Origin of the sequence: Pseudomonas sp. PS01270, from assembly GCF_029959775.1 — a bacterium.
In the GTDB taxonomy this organism is placed as follows: domain Bacteria; phylum Pseudomonadota; class Gammaproteobacteria; order Pseudomonadales; family Pseudomonadaceae; genus Aquipseudomonas; species Aquipseudomonas atacamensis.
In genome coordinates this window covers 1-18465 of record NZ_JASCPT010000074.1, presented here as the reverse complement: position 1 = coordinate 18465, position 18465 = coordinate 1, and the positions used below count along the sequence as shown (strand labels likewise).

Below are 18465 nucleotides of genomic sequence, written 5' to 3'. Positions count from 1 at the left end.
GGGCGGATTGTCGCAGATTTGCGGCACCGAACACGACTGTGAGGTGCTCTTGTGGCGAGGGGATTTATCCCCGATCGGCTGCGCAGCAGTCGCCGACTGGATATCAACGTCGATCTGAAGCGTCTTAGTTGAATGGTTTTGGGGGTGCTTCGCACCCCATCGGGGATAAATCCCCTCGCCACAATGTATTCAGGGGGATTTATTCGTTATCGCGGCCCTTGCGCCGGTATGGGAAGACATCGATGACCTTCCCCGCCCGAATCGCCTCCTGCAAGCCCTTCCAGTAATCGGCGTTGTACAACTCGCCATGCAATTGATCGAACAATTTCCGCTGCCCGGCATCGGCGAACAGGAACGGCGGAAACTCCTCGGGGAATACATCCAGCGGGCCAATCGAGTACCACGGCTCGGAGGCCATTTCGTCCTCCGGCGTGCGCGGTTGCGGGATGTGGCGGAAGTTGGCTTCGGTCAGGAAGCAGATTTCGTCGTAGTCGTAAAACACCACGCGCCCGTGACGGGTGACGCCGAAGTTTTTCAGCAGCATGTCGCCGGGAAAAATATTCGCCGCCGCCAATTGCTTGATCGCCAGACCGTAATCTTCCAGCGCTTCGCGCACTTGCGCGTCGTTGGCGTTTTCCAGATACAGGTTGAGCGGAGTCATCCGCCGCTCGGTCCAGCAGTGGCGGATCAGCACGGTTTCGCCTTCGACCGAAACCGTCGACGGCGCGACCTCTAGCAGTTCCTCCAGACACGCCGGATCGAACTTGCTCAGCGGAAAACGAAAGTCGGCAAATTCCTGGGTATCGGCCATGCGCCCGACCCGATCGACGCTTTTCACCAGCCGATACTTTTCGATCACCGTGGCGCGGTCGACGTTTTTCGACGGCGAAAAGCGGTCCTTGATGATTTTGAATACGGTGTTGAAACCCGGCAGGGTAAACACGCTCATGACCATGCCGCGCACGCCCGGGGCCATGATGAACTGATCGTCGGTGTTGGCCAGGTGATTGATCAGCGCGCGGTAGAACTCCGACTTGCCGTGCTTGTAGAAGCCGATCGAGGTGTACAGCTCGGCGATGTGCTTGCCCGGCAGAATGCGTCGCAGAAAACCGATGAACTCCGCCGGCACCGGTACATCGACCATGAAATACGAACGGGTGAAAGAGAAGATTATCGACACATCGGCTTCGTCGGTGATCAACGCATCGATCTGAATGCCCCGACCTTCGCGGTGCAACAGCGGAATCACCAACGGCCATTGCTCATCGCGGGTGTAAATGCGCCCGACCAGATACGCGCCCTTGTTGCGGTAGAGCACCGAGGAAAATAGCTCGACACTCAGCTCCGGGTCCTTGCACACCCAGTCCGGCAGATTCTCGCGCAGTTGTGCTTCGAGCCGCAGCAGGTCGCCAGGCAGATCGGCGTAATCTTCGCTGAAGCGGTAGTCGGCGAAGATGCTGGCGAGCATCCCGGACAGTTGGCCCTGCGGCTTGTACGTACGGGTTTGCGCGGCGCGGGCGCGGCGCAGGCTCGGGCGCGTGGTGTGGATGAACATGCAGCCGTCGCTGATCAGGTCGTGGCTGAACAGCCCGCAGAAAATCGAGTTGTACCAGGTTTCGGACAGCTCATCGTCGAAGCGCAGGTCAATCACACTGATGTAGGCGCTTTTCACCAGCGGCCAGCAGCTGACGTCCATCAGTGTTTCGTCATTGAAATACTCGCGCAGGCGAGCAACGGTTTCGCCAACCTTTTCTTCGTACAGACTGATCCGCGCCGCCGAGGCGACCTGCGCCTCCTGCCAGCGCGCCTGTTCGAAGCGCTCGCGCGCGCCGTCGGTGATGCGGCGGAAATGCTCGCGGTAATCGTCGAAGCCGGCGAGGATCATCCGGGCGATCTCGGTGGCTGGCCATTGCTGCGACATAAATGAAACCTCGGCGGGAATTCGGTTGGTCTGAGCTTAGTCACGGAAGCGCTCGCAGGAAAAGCGCAATTTCTGCCAAAACCGATACAGCGCTGACCGTTGACGGTGTTTCTCGCGCAGGTTAATCCCAAGGCAGAATTAAAAGCCCGAATAGCGGTTGCCATGATCCGGACGCTCGGCAACACTCTCGTCCCGATCAAGGAAGGAGCCCGCCGTGAGCCCTGTCGATATTTTCCGTATGTTGTCGCTGGCCGCTATCTGGGGCGCGAGTTTTCTGTTCATGCGCATCATTGCCCCGGTGATCGGCACGATCCCGACCGGGTTCTTTCGCGTGTCGATCGCGGCTGCCGGGCTGCTGGTGATCCTTGGGCTGATGCGCATCAGCTGGGATTTCAAGGGCAAGCTGAAGACCGTGATGCTGCTGGGCGTAATCAACTCGGGGATTCCGGCGACGCTGTATTCGGTGGCGGCGCAAGTATTGCCGGCCGGCTACTCGGCGATCTTCAATGCCACCACGCCACTGATGGGCGTGCTGATTGGCGGCCTGTTTTTCGGCGAAAAACTCACAGCGGCCAAGCTCAGCGGCGTGTTCCTCGGCCTGTTCGGCGTCGGCGTGCTGACACGCGCCGGTCCCGTGGCCTTCGATCTGCAATTGCTGATGGGCGCGGTCGCCTGCCTGCTGGCGACCACTTGCTACGGCTTTGCCGGATTCCTTGCACGGCGCTGGCTGGATCAGGCCGGTGGGCTGGACAGCCGTTTGTCGGCACTGGGCAGCATGCTCGGGGCGACGTTGTTTTTGCTGCCGCTGTTCGCCTACAGCACCATCACCGCGCCGCCGGTCAGCTGGGGCGGCTGGCAGGTCTGGCTGTCACTGCTCGGCCTGGGCCTGGGTTGCACGGCGTTTGCCTACATCATCTACTTCCGCCTGCTCAGCTCGATCGGCCCGGTGAAATCGATGACCGTGACCTTCATGATCCCGCCGTTCGGCGTGTTGTGGGGGGCGTTGCTGCTGGATGAGCCATTGTCGATGGCGCACATTTATGGCGGGGTGCTGATTGCGGCAGCGTTGTGGCTGGTGTTGAAGCCGGCGGTGGTCAAGCCTGCGAAGGTGCCAGCCCGTTAGAGGGTATGTGTCGCAGTTATTCGCGAGCAGGCTCGCTCCCACTGAAAAATACATTCCAATGTGGGAGCGAGCCTGCTCGCGAAAGGCGGCGCAACAAGCGCCACCTGCCTATCGGCTATCCGGTTTTACGGAACACAAATACCAACCCGACAATAATCAGCAGCATTCCCAACACGCTCAACGCCGCCAGCCGATTGCCGAAAATCAGGTAATCCATCACCGCCGTCACCGCCGGCACCAGATAGAACAGGCTGGTGACATTCACCAGATTGCCCCGCGCGATCAGTCGATACAGCAACAGCGTCGCCAGCACTGAAACCACCAGCCCCATCCATAACACCGGGACAATGAAGCCTGCGCTGTGTTCGAAGTGAAACGGCTGGAACGGTACGAAAATCGCGCACAGCAACAGGCCGGCCAGGTACTGCACTGGCAGCGTGCCGAGCGGATTGTCGGTGATGCGTTTTTGCATGATCGAGCCGAGCGTCATGCTCGCCAGCGCCAGCAAACCGAACAGCATGCCGGCCCAGGACATTCCGGCCAGACCGATGCCCTGGTAAACCACCATGACCAGCCCGGCCAGGCCCAGCGCCAGGCCGAACAGGCGGCTCGCCGAACGCTGCCGTTCCATCAAGACCACGGTAAGGATCGGCTGAACGCCCATCAGAGTGGCCATCACCCCCGGCGTGACTTTGCAGTCCAGCGCCAGCAGATAAAAGATCTGATAGGCCCCGAGCAACACCAATCCCGTGGCGATCGCAAACAGCATCGGCTTGCCGCCCTCGGGCAGCTTCAATCTCAGCAGCGGCGCCAGCAAGACCAGCCCGCACAGGGCGATGGCGAAGCGAATCAGCAGAAAGGCAAAGGGCGAAGCATGGGCCAGGCCCCATTTGGAGAAAATCGCCCCGCTGCTCCACAGCAGAACGAACAGGCTCGTGGACGTCGCCGCGAGCGCGGATTGTTTCGAAAGGACAAACATGAATACCACCTGTAGTCAGGCAAGAAGCCAACTCAGCCGAAGCTGAAATTCAGTAGGTTGTTCTGGCGGGCGCAGGGGTCAGCAGAAGCTGCCGATCAACCCCGCACACCAACGCCCGGCGGCGATACGACTGCGCACACCGGCGTGCTACTGACAGGTGGAGGGTAATGACTGATCTGCACAGGCTGCCGATTCCCGCACGGCACGACGCCAGCGTTGACCGCTGAATCGACTACCGCGTTGATGAGGGATGCAGGCATGAATGCTGATCTTTATTGAGGAAATGAAGGCGTGAGCATGGCGCTCAGGCGGACTGACTATAACCAGCCCGGGACAAAGATTGCAATGACTTGGGCAAAGGGCCGGTAGCGACAGTCTGGCGCCGGGTGGTTAGGGTGATTGGCGTGGCAACGGATTGTCAGGAGACATGGAATGCAAGAGATCATATGCCAAGGGAACGGACGTATTTGCGGTATCAAATTTATCGGTCGGAGGCGAGGAAGCGGGCGGGTGTTGCGACTGCGCAGATGCGATGCATTTCGGGAGCCGACATGTCTGAAGTCCGCTTTGAGCCTATTGATGCTGAAGCACTCGCAGTTTATCAGTCTTGGGACGACCCGATTTTCTCGTGGGAAGACGTCGTCGTCTGGAAAGCTCGAGAACCTCTGTCTCTGGATATCGCAATCTGGTTTGAACAAGAGCTCTGCGGGCTATGCTTCGCAAATCCCAACAATAGCCGCCAGCGGATTCGCATCGTGCGACTGGAGGGCAAACCCGGAAAGGCTCACCCGCTGAAAAACCGAATAGCCGCTTTGGCATTGCTCGCCATCGACGAATTCGCCCGAATTATTGGCAGCCAAGTCATCGAAGTTCAGGAACCTATGCCGGGAGCCATTCCGGTTTATCAACAACTCGGCTTCACATTTGATGTGCAAGGTCGCCTTGTTCTACCAGTGGAGAGTAAAGTATCGTGACATCTGTTCATTTATTGACCAGCGAGGGAGGGAGTATGCGCAAAGTCGTAAGAAAATCCCCAAGCAAGAAGGAATTGCGCGAGCCGGTGGAAAAGCTTGATCGACTGGAGTTATCCGCGAATCAGCGCCGTTTTCTGCAGGTCCTTGAAAACGGAACCGACGTGACCGAGCCCAACCTGCTCGCCGGCCGTCCTTGAACCCATCAATAAAAAACCGCTCCCGAAGAGCGGTTTTCTATTGTCTGTTCCAGCCTCAACCAAACAACCAATACCCCAGCAACGTCAGCACAAGCACCGCCAGCACCGGGCGCATTACCCTGTAGGCCTTGGGATGGCGGCGCTTCCACTGCTTGACCACGCCGCTGAAACGGTCGCTGAAGTTCTTGCTCCAGGCATAGGCCTGGTTGATGCCGCCAACGCGTTCGTCGTCCAGATTCTGCGGCGCGGTGGCGCGGCCGAGCCAGCCGCTGATGAAGCGGTTGATCCCGGTCATCAGGCGGTTGCTCAGCGGGCGTTCGATGTCACAGAACAGAATCACTCGAGTCTGAGCGGTTTCATTCTTGACCCAGTGCACGTAAGTCTCGTCGAACATCACGTCATCGCCGTCGCGCCAGGCATAGACCTGACCGTCGACGAAGATCCGGCAATCGTCGGAGTTGGGTGTCGACAGGCCGAGGTGATAACGCAGGGAGCCGGCGAACGGGTCACGGTGCGGATTGAGGTGACTGCCGCCCGGCAGCAGCGCGAACATCGCGCCCTTTACGTTGGGTATGGCACTGACCAGCGCCACGGTTTTCGGGCACAGGGCTTCGGCCGATGGCAGCGGTTTGTCGTACCACTTCAGATAGAAACGCTTCCAGCCCTTCTTGAAAAACGAACCGAAACCGGCATCGTTATTCTTTTCGGCAGCGCGAATGTAGCCTTCGTCGAACAAGTGCATGGCTTCGTCGCGAATGGTTTCCCAGTTGTCGCGCAGTACATCCAGCTCCGGAAACTTGCTGCGATCCAGATACGGTCTGGATGGCACTGCGGAAAACAGGTACATCAACGCGTTGTACGGAGCGAACAGTGCGGAGTGGTTGACGAATTGGCGCAATACCGGCAAACGCGCCTTGCCGCGCAAATGCACATAGAGCGTGCTGCCCAAAAACAGCAACAGCACAAACGCCTTGGCGGCAAACGAAACGGTCATCAACGACTCCTTGAATAAAGACAACGCTGCGCAATGCCCTTTTCCCGGCATGGCAGCCGGCCATGATAAACACTACCGGCTCCGGGAAAAACCCGCCTGACACAAGATTCAGTGTTAAGCATTACGCAACAAAGCCTTTATTAACATGCAGCGCCTGAACCCTGGCTGACCTGAATCAACCGGATTACTGCTGGTTCTCCTGCTCGGTAAACAGGTCACTGAACAGCATGCTCGACAGATAACGCTCACCCGAATCCGGCAGCACCACGACGATGGTTTTGCCCTGCATCTCTGGTTTCTCCGCCAGACGCACCGCCACCGCCATGGCAGCACCGCAGGAAATGCCGCACAAAATCCCCTCTTCCTGCATCAGGCGCAGAGCCATGGCCTTGGATTCTTCATCGGTCACCTGCTCGACGCGATCGACCATCGACAGATCAAGATTCTTCGGTACAAAACCGGCGCCAATGCCCTGAATCTTGTGCGGGCTCGGCTTGATTTCGGCACCGGCCAGAGCCTGGGTGATGACGGGCGAAGATGCCGGCTCGACGGCCACCGACAGAATCGGTTTACCGGCGGTGTTCTTGATATACCGCGAGACACCGGTAATGGTTCCGCCGGTACCTACGCCAGCCACCAGCACATCCACGGCGCCGTCGGTGTCGTTCCAGATTTCCGGGCCGGTGGTCTTTTCGTGAATCGCCGGGTTGGCCGGGTTATCGAATTGCGCCGGCATGAAATATTTATCGGCATCGCTGGCGACGATTTCCGCGGCTCTCTCGATGGCGCCCTTCATGCCCTGGGCCGGCTCGGTCAACACCAGTTCCGCGCCCAAGGCTTTCAGAACCTTGCGGCGCTCGATGCTCATCGACGCTGGCATGGTCAGCATCAACTTGTAACCACGCGCAGCGGCAACGAAGGCCAGACCGATACCGGTGTTACCGGAAGTCGGCTCGACAATGGTCATGCCCGGCTTGAGTCTGCCGCTGCTTTCGGCGTCCCAGATCATGTTGGCGCCGATTCGGCATTTGACCGAGTAACCGGGGTTGCGCCCCTCGATCTTGGCCAGGATGGTGACCCCGCGCGGCGCGATGCGGTTGATCTGGACCAGCGGCGTATTACCGATGGAGTGGGCGTTGTCAGCGTAAATACGGCTCATGGCTGGGTCCTTATGCAGCGTTGAATTCAGCCTTCCAAGGTAAGCCCGTTGCCGATCACAGTCCAGTCGGGTCGAACGTCTGCAAACGCGCGGAGTCAATCGCTTTGAATCGTCAAGCCACACTCTTGAAGGAACAATGGCATGAAACGTCGTTACAGCTGGCCGCTCTGGACCCTGGCGGGTGTCGTGGTGCTGCTGGTCGCCCTGCATTTCGCCCTGCCCTATCTGGTACGCGACTACCTCAATGACAAGCTCGCGGACATGGGCGATTACCGTGGACAGATCACCGATGTCGATCTCGCGCTATGGCGCGGCGCCTACAAAATCAATGGCCTGAAGATCGTCAAGGTCGATGGCAAGGTCCCGGTGCCGTTCGTCGATGCGCCGTTGATCGACCTGTCGGTGAGCTGGCATTCGCTCTGGTACGACCATGCCGTGGTCGCGCAGGTGCAATTTCTCAACCCCGAAATCAACTTCGTCGACGGCGGCCCCAACAAGCAGAACTCGCAAACCGGTCAGGGCACCGACTGGCGTGAGCAGTTGGGCAAGCTACTGCCGATCACCCTCGATGAGGTGCAGATCAACGACGGCCGTATCACCTTCCGCAATTTCAATTCCAAGCCGCCGGTGAACATGAATGCCAGCAACGTCAACGCCAGCATCTACAACCTGACCAATGTGGTCGACAAGGAAGGCAAACGCGACGCGCGCTTTGAAGGCAAGGCGTTGCTGCTGGGCCACGCGCCATTGGAAACCACCGCCACCTTCGATCCACTGAGCAACTTCGAAGACTTCGAATTCCGCCTGCGCGCCCGTGACATCGAGCTCAAACGCATGAACGACTTCGCCGCCGCCTACGGCAAATTCGATTTCAACGCCGGCCACGGCGATGTGGTTATCGAAGCCAAGGCAGAGAAAGCCCGACTCACCGGCTACATCAAACCCCTGCTGCGCGACGTCGATGTATTCAACTGGCAGCAAGACGTCGAAAACAAGAACAAAGGCCTGTTCCGCTCAATCTGGGAAGCGCTGGTCGGCGGCACCGAGACCGTGCTGAAAAACCAGAACAAAAACCAGTTCGCCACCCGCGTTGAACTCAGCGGCAATGTTCACCAGCAGAACGTCAACGCCTTCGAAGCGTTTTTGCAGATTTTGCGCAATGGCTTCATCCAGGCATTCAATGCGCGGTACGAACGGCCGAAGCCAGATGAGGGTTAATTTTTGCGGTTGACGACATATCGACCTGTGTCTTCGGCCGCTATCGATGAACGCTGTTGCAGCGAATCCCAGCCCAGACAGGCCAACGCCAAAGAACGTGGCACTGCTTCACGCCCATTGCTGTAACGGCTGATGCTGCGAGCGCTCACACCGAGCGCTTCGGCCGCATCATTGAGAGAAAGTCCGGTACGGGCGCGCCAATCGATAAAAATGCGCGTGTTCTCATCCTGGGCATTTTGCGCTAGCGCATCCATATACAAGGTGTCTGCACCGATCTGTACGTCGGGTTCAATCCATTCAACGATCCAACCCTCGTCCCCGACTGCGGCAGTCGCAAAGACTTCGCGATCAAGCAGTGGCCGCAAACCTGGATAAGTATGAATATCCGTCCCCAAATCAACTGTCAGTTCCTGACCATTGATAAATGTCAGCGCCAACCTGAAATCCGGCAGGACGTGCGCAGATCGCAGACGCGGCCGTTTCATGGGTAACATCGATTTTCTGCCTTTTTACTAACCGAGCCAGAAAGGCTATCGCCAAATCGGCGATACCGGAATGCTGGCCATCCGCCGAGACTGAGTCAACATGTGACGCTCCATTCAGAGACTGAATAAGCCGTCTGCGTTCACAGTCGACCGGCGTGCGCGTTATAGTCGGGCTATCCGATTATTTCGCCCCGCCCTGCCCGTAAGGTCAGCGTTACCGTTCGAGGATTTGCAGATGAAGTTCGAAGGCACCCAGGCCTACGTCGCCACCGATGACCTGAAGCTGGCGGTCAACGCCGCCATCACCCTGGAACGGCCGCTGCTGGTCAAGGGTGAGCCGGGCACCGGCAAGACCATGCTCGCCGAGCAACTGGCCGAGTCGTTCGGTGCCAAGCTGATCACCTGGCACATCAAGTCCACCACCAAGGCCCATCAGGGTCTGTACGAGTACGACGCGGTCAGCCGTTTGCGCGACTCGCAGCTGGGCAATGAAAAAGTCCACGACGTGCGCAACTACTTGAAGAAAGGCAAGCTCTGGGAAGCCTTCGAGTCCGAGGAGCGGGTGATTCTGCTGATCGACGAAATCGACAAGGCCGACATCGAGTTCCCCAACGACCTGTTGCAAGAACTCGACAAGATGGAGTTCTACGTTTACGAGATCGACGAGACCATCAAGGCCAAGAAGCGCCCGATCATCATCATTACATCCAACAACGAGAAAGAGCTGCCGGACGCCTTCCTGCGCCGCTGCTTCTTCCACTACATCGCTTTCCCCGACCGCACTACCCTGCAGAAAATCGTCGACGTGCACTACCCGGACATCAAAAAGGACCTGGTCAGCGAAGCGCTCGATGTGTTCTTCGACGTGCGCAAGGTACCGGGCCTGAAGAAAAAGCCTTCGACATCCGAGCTGGTCGACTGGCTGAAACTGCTGATGGCCGACAATATCGGCGAAGCGGTGCTGCGCGAGCGCGATCCGACCAAAGCCATTCCGCCGCTGGCAGGCGCACTGGTGAAAAACGAACAGGACGTGCAACTGCTTGAGCGCCTGGCGTTCATGAGCCGGCGCGGCACCCGCTAAGAGGCTGCTGCCATGTTGCTCAACCTGTTCAACGAAATGCGTGCAGCCAAGGTACCGGTGTCGGTGCGCGAGCTGCTCGACCTGATCAACGCGCTGAAACAGCGCGTGACCTTCGCCGACATGGACGAGTTCTATTACTTGTCGCGGGCGATCCTGGTGAAGGACGAACGCCATTTCGACAAGTTCGACCGCGCGTTCGGCGCCTACTTCAATGGCCTGGAGAAACTCGACGATCACTTGCAGGCGCTGATTCCCGAGGACTGGCTGCGCAAGGAATTCGAGCGCTCGCTGAGCGACGAAGAACGCGCGCAGATCCAGTCCCTCGGTGGGCTGGACAAGCTCATCGAAGAGTTCAAGAAGCGTCTGGAAGAACAGAAGGAACGCCACGCCGGCGGCAACAAATGGATCGGCACCGGCGGCACCAGCCCGTTCGGCTCCGGCGGTTTCAACCCTGAAGGCATCCGGGTTGGCGACGCCGGCAAGCGTCAGGGCAAAGCGGTCAAGGTCTGGGATCAGCGCGAGTACAAGAACCTCGACGATTCGGTGGAACTGGGCACACGCAATATCAAGGTCGCCCTGCGTCGTCTGCGCAAGTTCGCTCGCCAGGGTGCGGCGGAAGAACTCGACATCGACGGCACCATCGACCACACCGCCAAGGACGCCGGCCTGCTGAACATCCAGATGCGCCCGGAACGGCGCAACACGGTGAAGCTGCTGCTGTTGTTCGACATCGGCGGCTCGATGGACGCGCACGTGAAGATCTGTGAGGAATTGTTCTCGGCCTGCAAGACCGAGTTCAAGCACCTGGAGTACTTCTACTTTCACAACTTCATTTATGAATCAGTGTGGAAGAACAACATGCGCCGCACTTCCGAACGCACTTCGACTCAGGATCTGCTGCACAAGTACGGCGCCGACTACAAAGTGATCTTTATCGGTGACGCCGCGATGGCGCCCTACGAAATCACCCAGGCTGGCGGCAGCGTCGAGCACTGGAACGAAGAGCCGGGTTACGTGTGGATGCAGCGCTTCATGGAGAAATACAAGAAGCTCATCTGGATCAACCCGTATCCGAAGGACACGTGGGGCTATACCTCGTCGACCAACATCGTCCGCGATCTGATCGAAGATCAGATGTATCCGCTGACGTTGCGCGGGCTTGAGGAAGGGATGCGGTTTCTTTCCAAATAATCGTTAACCCGACGAACGCCTTCACGAGCAGGCTCGCTCCCACATTGGAATGCTTTTACCTGTGGGAGCGAGCCTGCTCGCGAAGCTTTTAGCGATCTTTAAAGCGCTGCAAATACTCGACATGCTCGCGGTGCGCGACGTCCTGCACTACCGGCCTCAATTTCACCTTCGCTCCCGGCAGGCATTGCGCCAATCGCGCCAACGACAGCGGCGTCAACGCGCCCATGCGCGGGTATCCGCCAATGGTCTGGCGATCATTGAGCAACACAATCGGCTGTCCGTCCGGCGGTACCTGCACAGCGCCCAAGGGAATGCCCTCTGAAATCATCGGCGCACCCTGATATTGCAGCGGCGCGCCGAGCAGGCGGATGCCCATGCGGTCGGCGCGACTGTCGATGGTCCAGGTTCTGTTGAACACATCGAACAGGCTCTGCCCGCTGAACTGGCCGATCTGAGCTCCGAGCACCAAGTCCAAAGGCGCATGCGTTTTGAAATCCGGCCGCAGCGCCGAAGGCATTTCGCGCACCGCTGACGCTTCGCCGCTGTAACCGAGCGCCGCCCCTTTGGCGAGCGGAAGGCCCATGCCATCAAGTCCGCCCAATTCTTCTCGCAGTACCGTGGCACTGCTGCCCAGTACCTTGGGCGCAGCAAACCCACCGGGCGCGGCCAGATAAGCCCGGGCGCCGAGCAAGGGTTGGCTAATCCGCAATGTCTGCCCTTTCGCCAACCGGAAACTGCGCCACGGCGCCAGCGGTTGGCCGTCGATCTGCGCGCCGAGATCCGCTCCCGCCAGCGCCAACAGGCAATTCTCTTCAGCCACCACGGCAAACCCGCCGAGGGTGATTTCAACTACCGCCGCATCCAGTTCATTGCCCAATAGCCAATTGGCCCAGCTCATGGAACACCAATCCGCCGCGCCGCCCTGGGTCACGCCCAGATGTCGCACGCCAAACCGCCCGGCGTCCTGCAACAGGCACAGCGGCGTGCTGGCTTCGATCGTCAATCGACTCATGGCAACGCCTCCAGTGGAGTGTCGTCGCCGCCCAAGCGTATGAATTCGGCGTGGTCGACCGCTTCGAAGCGCACCGTGTCGCCGGGTTGCATCAGGCTGTAGCCGTCGCGATGGCGATCGAAGAGTTTTGCCGGGGTGCGCCCGATCAGGTTCCAGCCACCGGGTGAGACCACCGGATACGCTGCGGTCTGCCGCTCGGCGATACCGACGCTGCCGGCCGCGACTTTCTTGCGCGGTGTGTTCAAGCGCGGCGCGGCGAGCATTTCTTCGACCAGGCCCATGAAGGCAAAACCCGGCGCAAAGCCAAGGGCGAACACCTGATATTCCCGTGCGCTGTGGCGACGAATCACCTCCTTCACCGCCAGCCCGCTGCGTTCGGCCAACAGGCTCAGTTCCGGGCCGACACTCAAGTCGTACCAGACCGGCAAGACGTGGCACTGCCCAGCGCTTCGCGCATTCGGCGCCAGATCGACCAGCGCTTCGGCGATCAAGTCACGCGCCTGAGCAGGACTCAACAGCGTCAGATCGTAATGCACCATCAACGTCGTGTAGGACGGCACCAGATCGATCAGTTGTGCACCAAACGCCGTGCGCAAGCGCTCGCTGGCGGCGAGCATCCACGGCATGTTGGCTTCGGCGATGTCATCGAACAGACGCAGCATCAGGCAATCCAGCGCCACCACTTCAACCCGTGGATTCATGACGCACTCGACTGCTGCAAGGCCTGACGAATACGCCGCACGGCGGCCACGGAACTGGCGTTGTCGCCGTGTACACACAATGTATTGGCGCGCAGGATCAAGGCGCTGCCATCGCTGGCGCTGAGTTCGCCGCCACGGGCGATGGTCAGCGCTTGCTCGATGATTTTTTCGGCATCGTGATGCACGGCGCCCGGCAGTTGCCGTGAGACCAGCCGGCCGCCACTGTCATAGGCACGATCGGCGAACGCTTCAAACCAAAGAGTTACGCCGTATTCATCGCCGATCTGCTGCGCCGCAGCGTTGTCTCGGGTCGCCATCAACATCAGCGGCAGGCTGCGGTCATACGCGGCCACGGCCTGCACTACCGCGCGCAATTGCGCCGGGTTGGCCATCATGTCGTTGTACATCGCGCCGTGGGGTTTGACGTAACTCACACGTCCGCCCTGCGCCTTGCAGATGCCGTCGAGGGCACCGATCTGGTAATGCAGGATGTCCTGCAGCTCTTGCGCGGAATAGGCCATGGAGCGCCGGCCGAATCCGACCAGATCCTGATAGGCCGGGTGCGCGCCAATCTGCACGCCGTGTTCGAGGGCCAGCGCCACGGTTTTGCGCATGATGCTCGGGTCGCCAGCATGGAAACCGCAGGCGATGTTGGCGCAATCGATGAAGGGCATGACCTCGGCGTCCAGACCCATGGTCCAGCTGCCGAAGCTCTCGCCAATGTCGCAATTCAATAGCAGGCGGCTCACGGTGAACACTCCTGTAGCTGCTGGTCTTTTTATCTGTAGGAGACTTCTGCGCAGGGTATCAGTTACTGCGCGTCGAGTTGCTTGCCACGGGTTTCCGGCAGGCTCAGCGCCGCCAGAATCACCACGCCGTAAGACACCGCCGCGAAGGCGCCGATGCCCATGCTCAATGGCACTTTCTGGCTGAGCAGGCCGATCAGCAGCGGAAACAACGCCGCCAGTGCGCGGCCGATGTTGTAGCAGAAACCCTGACCCGAGCCGCGAATCCGCGTGGGGAACAATTCAGTCAGAAACGCGCCCATGCCGCTGAAAATCCCCGAAGCGAAGAAGCCCAGCGGAAAGCCCAGCCACAGCATCACGCCGTTGCTGACCGGCATCTGCGTGTAGAGCAGAACGATGGTGAACGAGCCGACCGCGAACAAGATGAAATTCTTTTTCCGCCCGAGCAGGTCGGTCAGATACGCGCTGATCACATAGCCGACGTAGGAACCGACGATCACCATCGCCAGATAACCGCCGGTGCCGAGCACGCTCAAGCCACGTTCGTTCTTGAGGAAAGTCGGCAGCCAGGAGGTGATCGCGTAGTAACCGCCCAGCGCACCGGTGGTCAGCAAGGAAGCGCGAAACGTGGTGAAGAGCATGCCGGGGGCAAAGATCTCGTAGAACTTCGCCGGGTTCTCTGGTGTTTGTGCTGCTTTGGCTTCGCGATAGATTTCCGGATCTTTTACCAGGCGACGGACAAAAATCACGAATATCGCCGGCACGATGCCAAGGATGAACAGCGCGCGCCAGGCGTCTTCCGCTGGCAGCACCGAGAACAGCAACGCGTACAGAATCGCCGTCAGGCCCCAGCCCAGCGCCCAGCCGGATTGCACCATGCCCACCGCTTTGCCGCGATCCTTGGCGCGGATCACTTCACCGATCAGCACCGCGCCGGCGGTCCATTCACCGCCGAAACCGAAGCCCATCAGGGTGCGCGCGATCAGCAATTGTTCGTAGTTTTGCGCGAAGCCGCAGAGGAAGGTGAAGAAGGCGAACCACAGCACTGTCAGTTGCAGGGTGCGCACGCGGCCGATGCGGTCGGAGAGGATCCCGGCGACCCAACCGCCGATGGCCGAGGCAATGAGGGTGCTGGTGTGAATCAGCCCCGCTTCGCCAGTGGTGATGCCCCACATCGCGATCAGCGTCGGCACAACGAAGCTGAGCATCTGCGTGTCCATGCCGTCCAGACCGTAGCCGATCTTGCAGCTCCAGAACGTGCGGCGCTCCTGCTGGTTGATGTTGCGATACCAGTCGAACGGCCCGGGGCGCGTCACTGGCTTGGATAACGGGAGGGTGTCGGGAGCACTCATGGCAAATCTCCGCAGGGCTTTTATTGGTCTTGTTCGAAGCTCCGACGACGCCTATCGTGGGAACCGGATGCGCCGATTTTTCGTCGCCCTGCCCTGCGCCGTCCAACGAATAAAAACCCGCCTTAGGCATAAGAAAAATTTGTCAGCCGAGCCTTGTCCATGAATCTGAAGTTTCTCGAGACCTTTGTCTGGGTCGCGCGCCTGAAGAGTTTTCGCCTGACCGCCGACAAGCTGTTCACCACCCAGGCGTCGATTTCCAGCCGCATTGCGGTGCTCGAAGGCGAGCTCGGCGTGAAGCTGTTTCTGCGCGACTCACGCGGCGTCAGCCTGACCCCGGAAGGCCTGAAAGTGCTCGACTATGCCGAGCAGATGCTCGACACCATGGCGGCGCTGAAGCAGTCGATCGAGACCCGTTCGAGCAAGGTCGGCCGGGTGCGGATCGGCGTGATGGACACGGTGATTCATACATGGCTCAGCCCGCTGGTGGCGCAGATGACCGATCTGTATCCACGGGTGGAGATCGAGTTGGTCGCAGATACCGCGCTGAACATCTGCGATCAGCTGCAAAAGGGCTTTCTCGATCTGGTGTTGCAAACCGATCTGATCCGCCACGAAAGCGTGCGCAGCCTAGAGTTGGCCAGCCATCCGCTGGGCTGGATCGTCGCCAGCAATTCGATCTACAACCGCGACTACGCCGACCTCGCCGAACTGGCGCAGGAGCGGATCATCACCTACTCGAAAAACTCACGACCGCATCAGGATATCGTCGCCCTGATGCAGGCCAACGGCGTCATGGCGCCACGCTTGAATTGCGTGAATTCGGTGTCAGCGATCACCCGGTTGTTGCGCGATGGCTTCGGTATCGGCGCGCTGCCGCCGGTGCTGGTGGCCGAGGAACTGGCGCGTGGCGAATTGATCTTGCTCGACATCGAGCAGCGGCCGGCGAATCTGCCGGTGGTGGTGTCGTGGCGGGTCGGGGTTGAGTGGGTCGAGGAGATTGTGACGTTGTGTCAGCAGGTGCTAGCGGGGTATGCGCACAAGGTCGGCAAGGACTGCATCACCCTCACTGGATGATTAGTGGCGAGGGGATTTATCCCCGCTCGGCTGCGCAGCAGTCGTGATTGCGGCCAACGCGGTCTTTCAGAGGTACCGCATTTGCAGGTTTTGGGGCTGCTGCGCAGCCCAACGGGGATAAATCCCCTCGCCACAGAACTCATTCACCACAGAACCCACTCCCCCATAGCCCATTCACCACAGAGCCCACTCGCCACAGAATCCCCCATGCCATAAGGCCTCTGTTGCGAGAGGGGATTGAGCAGGTTTTACAAACCGCGGACGTCGCGATCTTCGATCGGTCGGCTCTGGCGCAGGCGGCGGCCGCCGAGGACGACCCAGTCGATCAGGCGGAACAGGCATTCGATGCCGAACGACAGCAGCAATGCGCCGCTCATGCCCCAGATCATCGCCTCGGGCGTCAGCAGGATCTGATAGCTGTAACCGTTCCAGGTTTCCTTGCGAATATCCGGATCGGCGGCCAGCACCACTTGCAGGAAGCGCACATACCACGGGCCTTGCATCGCCTGGAATTGCTTGTCCAGCGCGACCTGGCGGGTGAGCAAGGTGTTCAGGCTGTCGGCATCGCTGCGGAAAATCGGGTCTTCGCTGGCCCGGTAATGTGCGACCAGCGCCTGCATATCGCCTTTGAAAAACTGATCCGCCGTGCCCTGGAAACCACGCAGACCGGTCTGCGCTTCGATCAGGTGCGCTTCGACACGTTGCGCGTAATCGTTGATGAACCCCGGCACCTGGACACCGATCAACAGGCCCGCCGCAAACAACACCAGCCGTAGATAACTGAGCAACATGGGTGCAAATCCTTATTCGGTCTTGCCCTGGCTGACGCATTCGCCGCGTCGCCACAGGCTCCATTGGCCCGGTTCGTAGCGGGTCCAGGTTTCGTTTTCGGTCAAAGGCTCGGTGGCAATCACCGTGACCACGTCGTTGGGCGTGGTTTCGGCCTGGAAATCGACGATCACATCGACATCCTTGAGCCGCGCCGGGCCGAACGGTGCGCGGCGGGTGATCTGAGCGAGTTTGGTCGAGCAGTAACAGAACAGCCAGTCGCCGTCGCTGAGCAGGCAATTGAACACGCCCTTACTGCGATATTCAGCGCAAGCCGCGACCAGATCCGGCAGCAGCACTTCGATATCCACCGGTTCGGGGAAGGCTGCGCGTACCCGGTTGAGCAGGTCGCAGAATGCCGCTTCGCTGTCGGTATCGCCGACCGGGCGGTAGAAACTCTTGATCGGAGTGAAGTCGGCGAGCTGGCCGTTGTGCGCGAAGCACCAGTTGCGCCCCCACAGTTCGCGGACGAACGGGTGGGTGTTGGACAGGCAGACCTTGCCGACATTGGCCTGGCGGATGTGGCCGATGACCACTTCGCTCTTGATCGGATAACGCTGCACCAGATTGGCCACTTCCGACTCGCTGCTCGCCGCCGGGTCCTGAAACAGACGCAAGCCGCGCCCTTCGTAGAAGGCAATGCCCCAGCCGTCGCGGTGCGGTCCGGTGCGGCCGCCGCGCTGCATCAGGCCGGTGAAGCTGAACACGATGTCGGTCGGCACGTTGGCACTCATGCCCAATAATTCACACATGTGCGGACTCTCGGGTTACAGACGCGGCTCGACCCGCATACGCTGCGGATTGTTCGGTACTGGCGGGCGGCCGTAGCGGTCGTCACCGGCGCCACCGAATGGCTGATCGTCGTCGCGCTCCTCGGCACGGGCGGCGGCCTTGGCGGCCTCGGCGCGTTCACGCCGGGCTGTCGAGGCACGCTCGATCGGCAGGCGGATCAAGACAAAAACCAGATACACCCCGAAGGCGATCATGCCGTACATGAACAGATCGGAAACCGCGCGCCAGGCGTTGTTGCCGACCTTGAACAGCATGTCCAGGGCGGTGATGGCGATGGCCGGTGCCACTTTGGCTTTCACCGGATCGACGATGGTCGGGCTGAACAGCAACACCGCCATCAGCACACGCAGCGGCTCGCGCAGCCAGCGCCACATCCAGGTGGTCAGGCGCATCCATACCAGCAGGCAGCCCACGGCGGCAAAGGCGTAAAGGCCCCAGGCGATCAGATAGTCGTTCTCGGTCATGGTGTCCATGGCAAGGCAGGCAAATTGGCGCTTATAGTAACGACTTTTCGCCCATGCGGCTTGTCCCAATACCAGACGGCCACTGTTATCCCTGTGGGAGCGAGCTTGCTCGCGAATGCGGTGTGTCATTGCAGCAAAAGTCATCTGCCAGGACGCCTTCGCGAGCAAGCTCGC

The 18465-nt window shown here is 59.8% G+C and carries 19 protein-coding genes; 7 read left to right on the top strand and 12 right to left on the bottom strand.

All coding sequences use genetic code 11. The annotated features are described in order from the left end of the window. Positions 1 to 199: 199 nt before the first annotated feature. Positions 200 to 1921, bottom strand: coding sequence for a bifunctional isocitrate dehydrogenase kinase/phosphatase (aceK, locus tag QMX86_RS18960; RefSeq protein ID WP_282390407.1), 1722 nt, complete (start codon positions 1919 to 1921; stop codon positions 200 to 202). A gap of 214 nt (positions 1922 to 2135) precedes the next feature. Here aceK and QMX86_RS18955 point away from each other — a divergent pair, with 214 nt between their 5' ends. Beyond that, positions 2136 to 3044: a DMT family transporter gene (locus QMX86_RS18955; protein WP_122704787.1), complete on the top strand. Its 909-nt coding sequence runs from the start codon at positions 2136 to 2138 to the stop codon at positions 3042 to 3044. Positions 3045 to 3159: 115 nt separating this feature from the next. Here QMX86_RS18955 and QMX86_RS18950 read toward each other — a convergent pair whose 3' ends face one another. Then, a complete protein-coding gene (locus QMX86_RS18950) occupies positions 3160 to 4023 on the bottom strand; it encodes a DMT family transporter (protein WP_122505874.1) in 864 nt (287 codons plus the stop codon). Positions 4024 to 4574: 551 nt separating this feature from the next. Here QMX86_RS18950 and QMX86_RS18945 point away from each other — a divergent pair. Both QMX86_RS18945 and QMX86_RS18940 read left to right on the top strand, forming a co-directional pair. Next, positions 4575 to 4997, top strand: a complete 423-nt coding sequence (locus tag QMX86_RS18945) for a hypothetical protein (RefSeq protein ID WP_319636907.1) — start codon at positions 4575 to 4577, stop codon at positions 4995 to 4997. 35 nt (positions 4998 to 5032) lie between these two features. Next, positions 5033 to 5194 (top strand): hypothetical protein, encoded by a 162-nt coding sequence (locus QMX86_RS18940; RefSeq protein WP_016771212.1) that lies wholly within the window; start codon positions 5033 to 5035, stop codon positions 5192 to 5194. 55 nt (positions 5195 to 5249) lie between these two features. On the opposite strand, the gene QMX86_RS18935 is transcribed toward QMX86_RS18940, so the two are convergent. Together QMX86_RS18935 and cysK are read right to left on the bottom strand one after the other, a co-directional pair. Next, positions 5250 to 6188 (bottom strand): aspartyl/asparaginyl beta-hydroxylase domain-containing protein, encoded by a 939-nt coding sequence (locus tag QMX86_RS18935; RefSeq protein ID WP_110645014.1) that lies wholly within the window; start codon positions 6186 to 6188, stop codon positions 5250 to 5252. Positions 6189 to 6372: 184 nt separating this feature from the next. Beyond that, entirely contained in the window at positions 6373 to 7347 is a 975-nt protein-coding gene (gene cysK, locus QMX86_RS18930) for a cysteine synthase A (RefSeq protein WP_282384675.1), read from the bottom strand. A 141-nt stretch (positions 7348 to 7488) separates the two neighbouring features. Here cysK and QMX86_RS18925 point away from each other — a divergent pair, with 141 nt between their 5' ends. After that, positions 7489 to 8565: a DUF748 domain-containing protein gene (locus QMX86_RS18925; protein WP_056783605.1), complete on the top strand. Its 1077-nt coding sequence runs from the start codon at positions 7489 to 7491 to the stop codon at positions 8563 to 8565. Here the strand turns inward: QMX86_RS18925 and QMX86_RS18920 are convergent. Then, on the bottom strand, positions 8562 to 9059 hold the full coding sequence (locus QMX86_RS18920; RefSeq protein ID WP_110645012.1) for a helix-turn-helix domain-containing protein: 498 nt from the start codon (positions 9057 to 9059) through the stop codon (positions 8562 to 8564). The genes QMX86_RS18925 and QMX86_RS18920 overlap by 4 nt on opposite strands. 226 nt (positions 9060 to 9285) lie before the next feature. Here QMX86_RS18920 and QMX86_RS18915 point away from each other — a divergent pair, with 226 nt between their 5' ends. Together QMX86_RS18915 and QMX86_RS18910 are read left to right on the top strand one after the other, a co-directional pair. After that, positions 9286 to 10131: a MoxR family ATPase gene (locus tag QMX86_RS18915; RefSeq protein ID WP_007911294.1), complete on the top strand. Its 846-nt coding sequence runs from the start codon at positions 9286 to 9288 to the stop codon at positions 10129 to 10131. A gap of 12 nt (positions 10132 to 10143) precedes the next feature. Further along, on the top strand, positions 10144 to 11322 hold the full coding sequence (locus QMX86_RS18910; RefSeq protein ID WP_016771218.1) for a VWA domain-containing protein: 1179 nt from the start codon (positions 10144 to 10146) through the stop codon (positions 11320 to 11322). A gap of 88 nt (positions 11323 to 11410) precedes the next feature. On the opposite strand, the gene QMX86_RS18905 is transcribed toward QMX86_RS18910, so the two are convergent. The 4 genes from QMX86_RS18905 to QMX86_RS18890 all read right to left on the bottom strand — a co-directional run bounded on the left by QMX86_RS18905 (position 11411) and on the right by QMX86_RS18890 (position 15133). Next, positions 11411 to 12334, bottom strand: a complete 924-nt coding sequence (locus QMX86_RS18905) for a biotin-dependent carboxyltransferase family protein (RefSeq protein ID WP_282384679.1) — start codon at positions 12332 to 12334, stop codon at positions 11411 to 11413. Next, complete coding sequence (locus QMX86_RS18900) at positions 12331 to 13035, bottom strand: allophanate hydrolase subunit 1 (RefSeq protein ID WP_122704797.1); 705 nt, start codon at positions 13033 to 13035, stop codon at positions 12331 to 12333. Before QMX86_RS18900 ends, QMX86_RS18905 begins: the two co-directional genes overlap by 4 nt. Next, entirely contained in the window at positions 13032 to 13784 is a 753-nt protein-coding gene (locus QMX86_RS18895; RefSeq protein ID WP_073472908.1) for a 5-oxoprolinase subunit PxpA, read from the bottom strand. Before QMX86_RS18895 ends, QMX86_RS18900 begins: the two co-directional genes overlap by 4 nt. A 62-nt stretch (positions 13785 to 13846) precedes the next feature. Next, a complete protein-coding gene (locus tag QMX86_RS18890; RefSeq protein WP_071174695.1) occupies positions 13847 to 15133 on the bottom strand; it encodes an MFS transporter in 1287 nt (428 codons plus the stop codon). A 159-nt stretch (positions 15134 to 15292) separates the two neighbouring features. Here QMX86_RS18890 and QMX86_RS18885 point away from each other — a divergent pair, with 159 nt between their 5' ends. Beyond that, the gene (locus QMX86_RS18885) at positions 15293 to 16207 is read left to right on the top strand and encodes a LysR family transcriptional regulator (protein ID WP_282390406.1); all 915 of its coding nucleotides are present in this window, start codon (positions 15293 to 15295) and stop codon (positions 16205 to 16207) included. A gap of 248 nt (positions 16208 to 16455) precedes the next feature. Here the strand turns inward: QMX86_RS18885 and QMX86_RS18880 are convergent, their stop codons facing one another. The 3 genes from QMX86_RS18880 to QMX86_RS18870 are packed head-to-tail and all read right to left on the bottom strand — an operon-like array spanning position 16456 to position 18300. Beyond that, positions 16456 to 16998, bottom strand: coding sequence for a DUF2937 family protein (locus QMX86_RS18880; protein WP_016771223.1), 543 nt, complete (start codon positions 16996 to 16998; stop codon positions 16456 to 16458). A gap of 12 nt (positions 16999 to 17010) precedes the next feature. Then, entirely contained in the window at positions 17011 to 17787 is a 777-nt protein-coding gene (locus QMX86_RS18875; protein ID WP_024012022.1) for a class II glutamine amidotransferase, read from the bottom strand. 15 nt (positions 17788 to 17802) lie between these two features. Beyond that, complete coding sequence (locus tag QMX86_RS18870) at positions 17803 to 18300, bottom strand: hypothetical protein (protein ID WP_016771225.1); 498 nt, start codon at positions 18298 to 18300, stop codon at positions 17803 to 17805. Between the last annotated feature and the right edge of the window lie 165 nt (positions 18301 to 18465).

Coding starts and splice junctions, on each gene's coding strand:
- aceK (WP_282390407.1), bottom strand. CDS start 1,921: ATGTCGCAGCAATGGCCAGCCACCGAGATCGCCCGGATGATCCTCGCC.
- cysK (WP_282384675.1), bottom strand. CDS start 7,347: ATGAGCCGTATTTACGCTGACAACGCCCACTCCATCGGTAATACGCCG.
- QMX86_RS18910 (WP_016771218.1), top strand. CDS start 10,144: ATGTTGCTCAACCTGTTCAACGAAATGCGTGCAGCCAAGGTACCGGTG.
- QMX86_RS18915 (WP_007911294.1), top strand. CDS start 9,286: ATGAAGTTCGAAGGCACCCAGGCCTACGTCGCCACCGATGACCTGAAG.
- QMX86_RS18880 (WP_016771223.1), bottom strand. CDS start 16,998: ATGTTGCTCAGTTATCTACGGCTGGTGTTGTTTGCGGCGGGCCTGTTG.
- QMX86_RS18945 (WP_319636907.1), top strand. CDS start 4,575: ATGTCTGAAGTCCGCTTTGAGCCTATTGATGCTGAAGCACTCGCAGTT.
- QMX86_RS18920 (WP_110645012.1), bottom strand. CDS start 9,059: ATGTTACCCATGAAACGGCCGCGTCTGCGATCTGCGCACGTCCTGCCG.
- QMX86_RS18900 (WP_122704797.1), bottom strand. CDS start 13,035: ATGAATCCACGGGTTGAAGTGGTGGCGCTGGATTGCCTGATGCTGCGT.
- QMX86_RS18940 (WP_016771212.1), top strand. CDS start 5,033: ATGCGCAAAGTCGTAAGAAAATCCCCAAGCAAGAAGGAATTGCGCGAG.
- QMX86_RS18935 (WP_110645014.1), bottom strand. CDS start 6,188: ATGACCGTTTCGTTTGCCGCCAAGGCGTTTGTGCTGTTGCTGTTTTTG.
- QMX86_RS18885 (WP_282390406.1), top strand. CDS start 15,293: ATGAATCTGAAGTTTCTCGAGACCTTTGTCTGGGTCGCGCGCCTGAAG.
- QMX86_RS18875 (WP_024012022.1), bottom strand. CDS start 17,787: ATGTGTGAATTATTGGGCATGAGTGCCAACGTGCCGACCGACATCGTG.
- QMX86_RS18905 (WP_282384679.1), bottom strand. CDS start 12,334: ATGAGTCGATTGACGATCGAAGCCAGCACGCCGCTGTGCCTGTTGCAG.
- QMX86_RS18890 (WP_071174695.1), bottom strand. CDS start 15,133: ATGAGTGCTCCCGACACCCTCCCGTTATCCAAGCCAGTGACGCGCCCC.
- QMX86_RS18950 (WP_122505874.1), bottom strand. CDS start 4,023: ATGTTTGTCCTTTCGAAACAATCCGCGCTCGCGGCGACGTCCACGAGC.
- QMX86_RS18925 (WP_056783605.1), top strand. CDS start 7,489: ATGAAACGTCGTTACAGCTGGCCGCTCTGGACCCTGGCGGGTGTCGTG.
- QMX86_RS18870 (WP_016771225.1), bottom strand. CDS start 18,300: ATGGACACCATGACCGAGAACGACTATCTGATCGCCTGGGGCCTTTAC.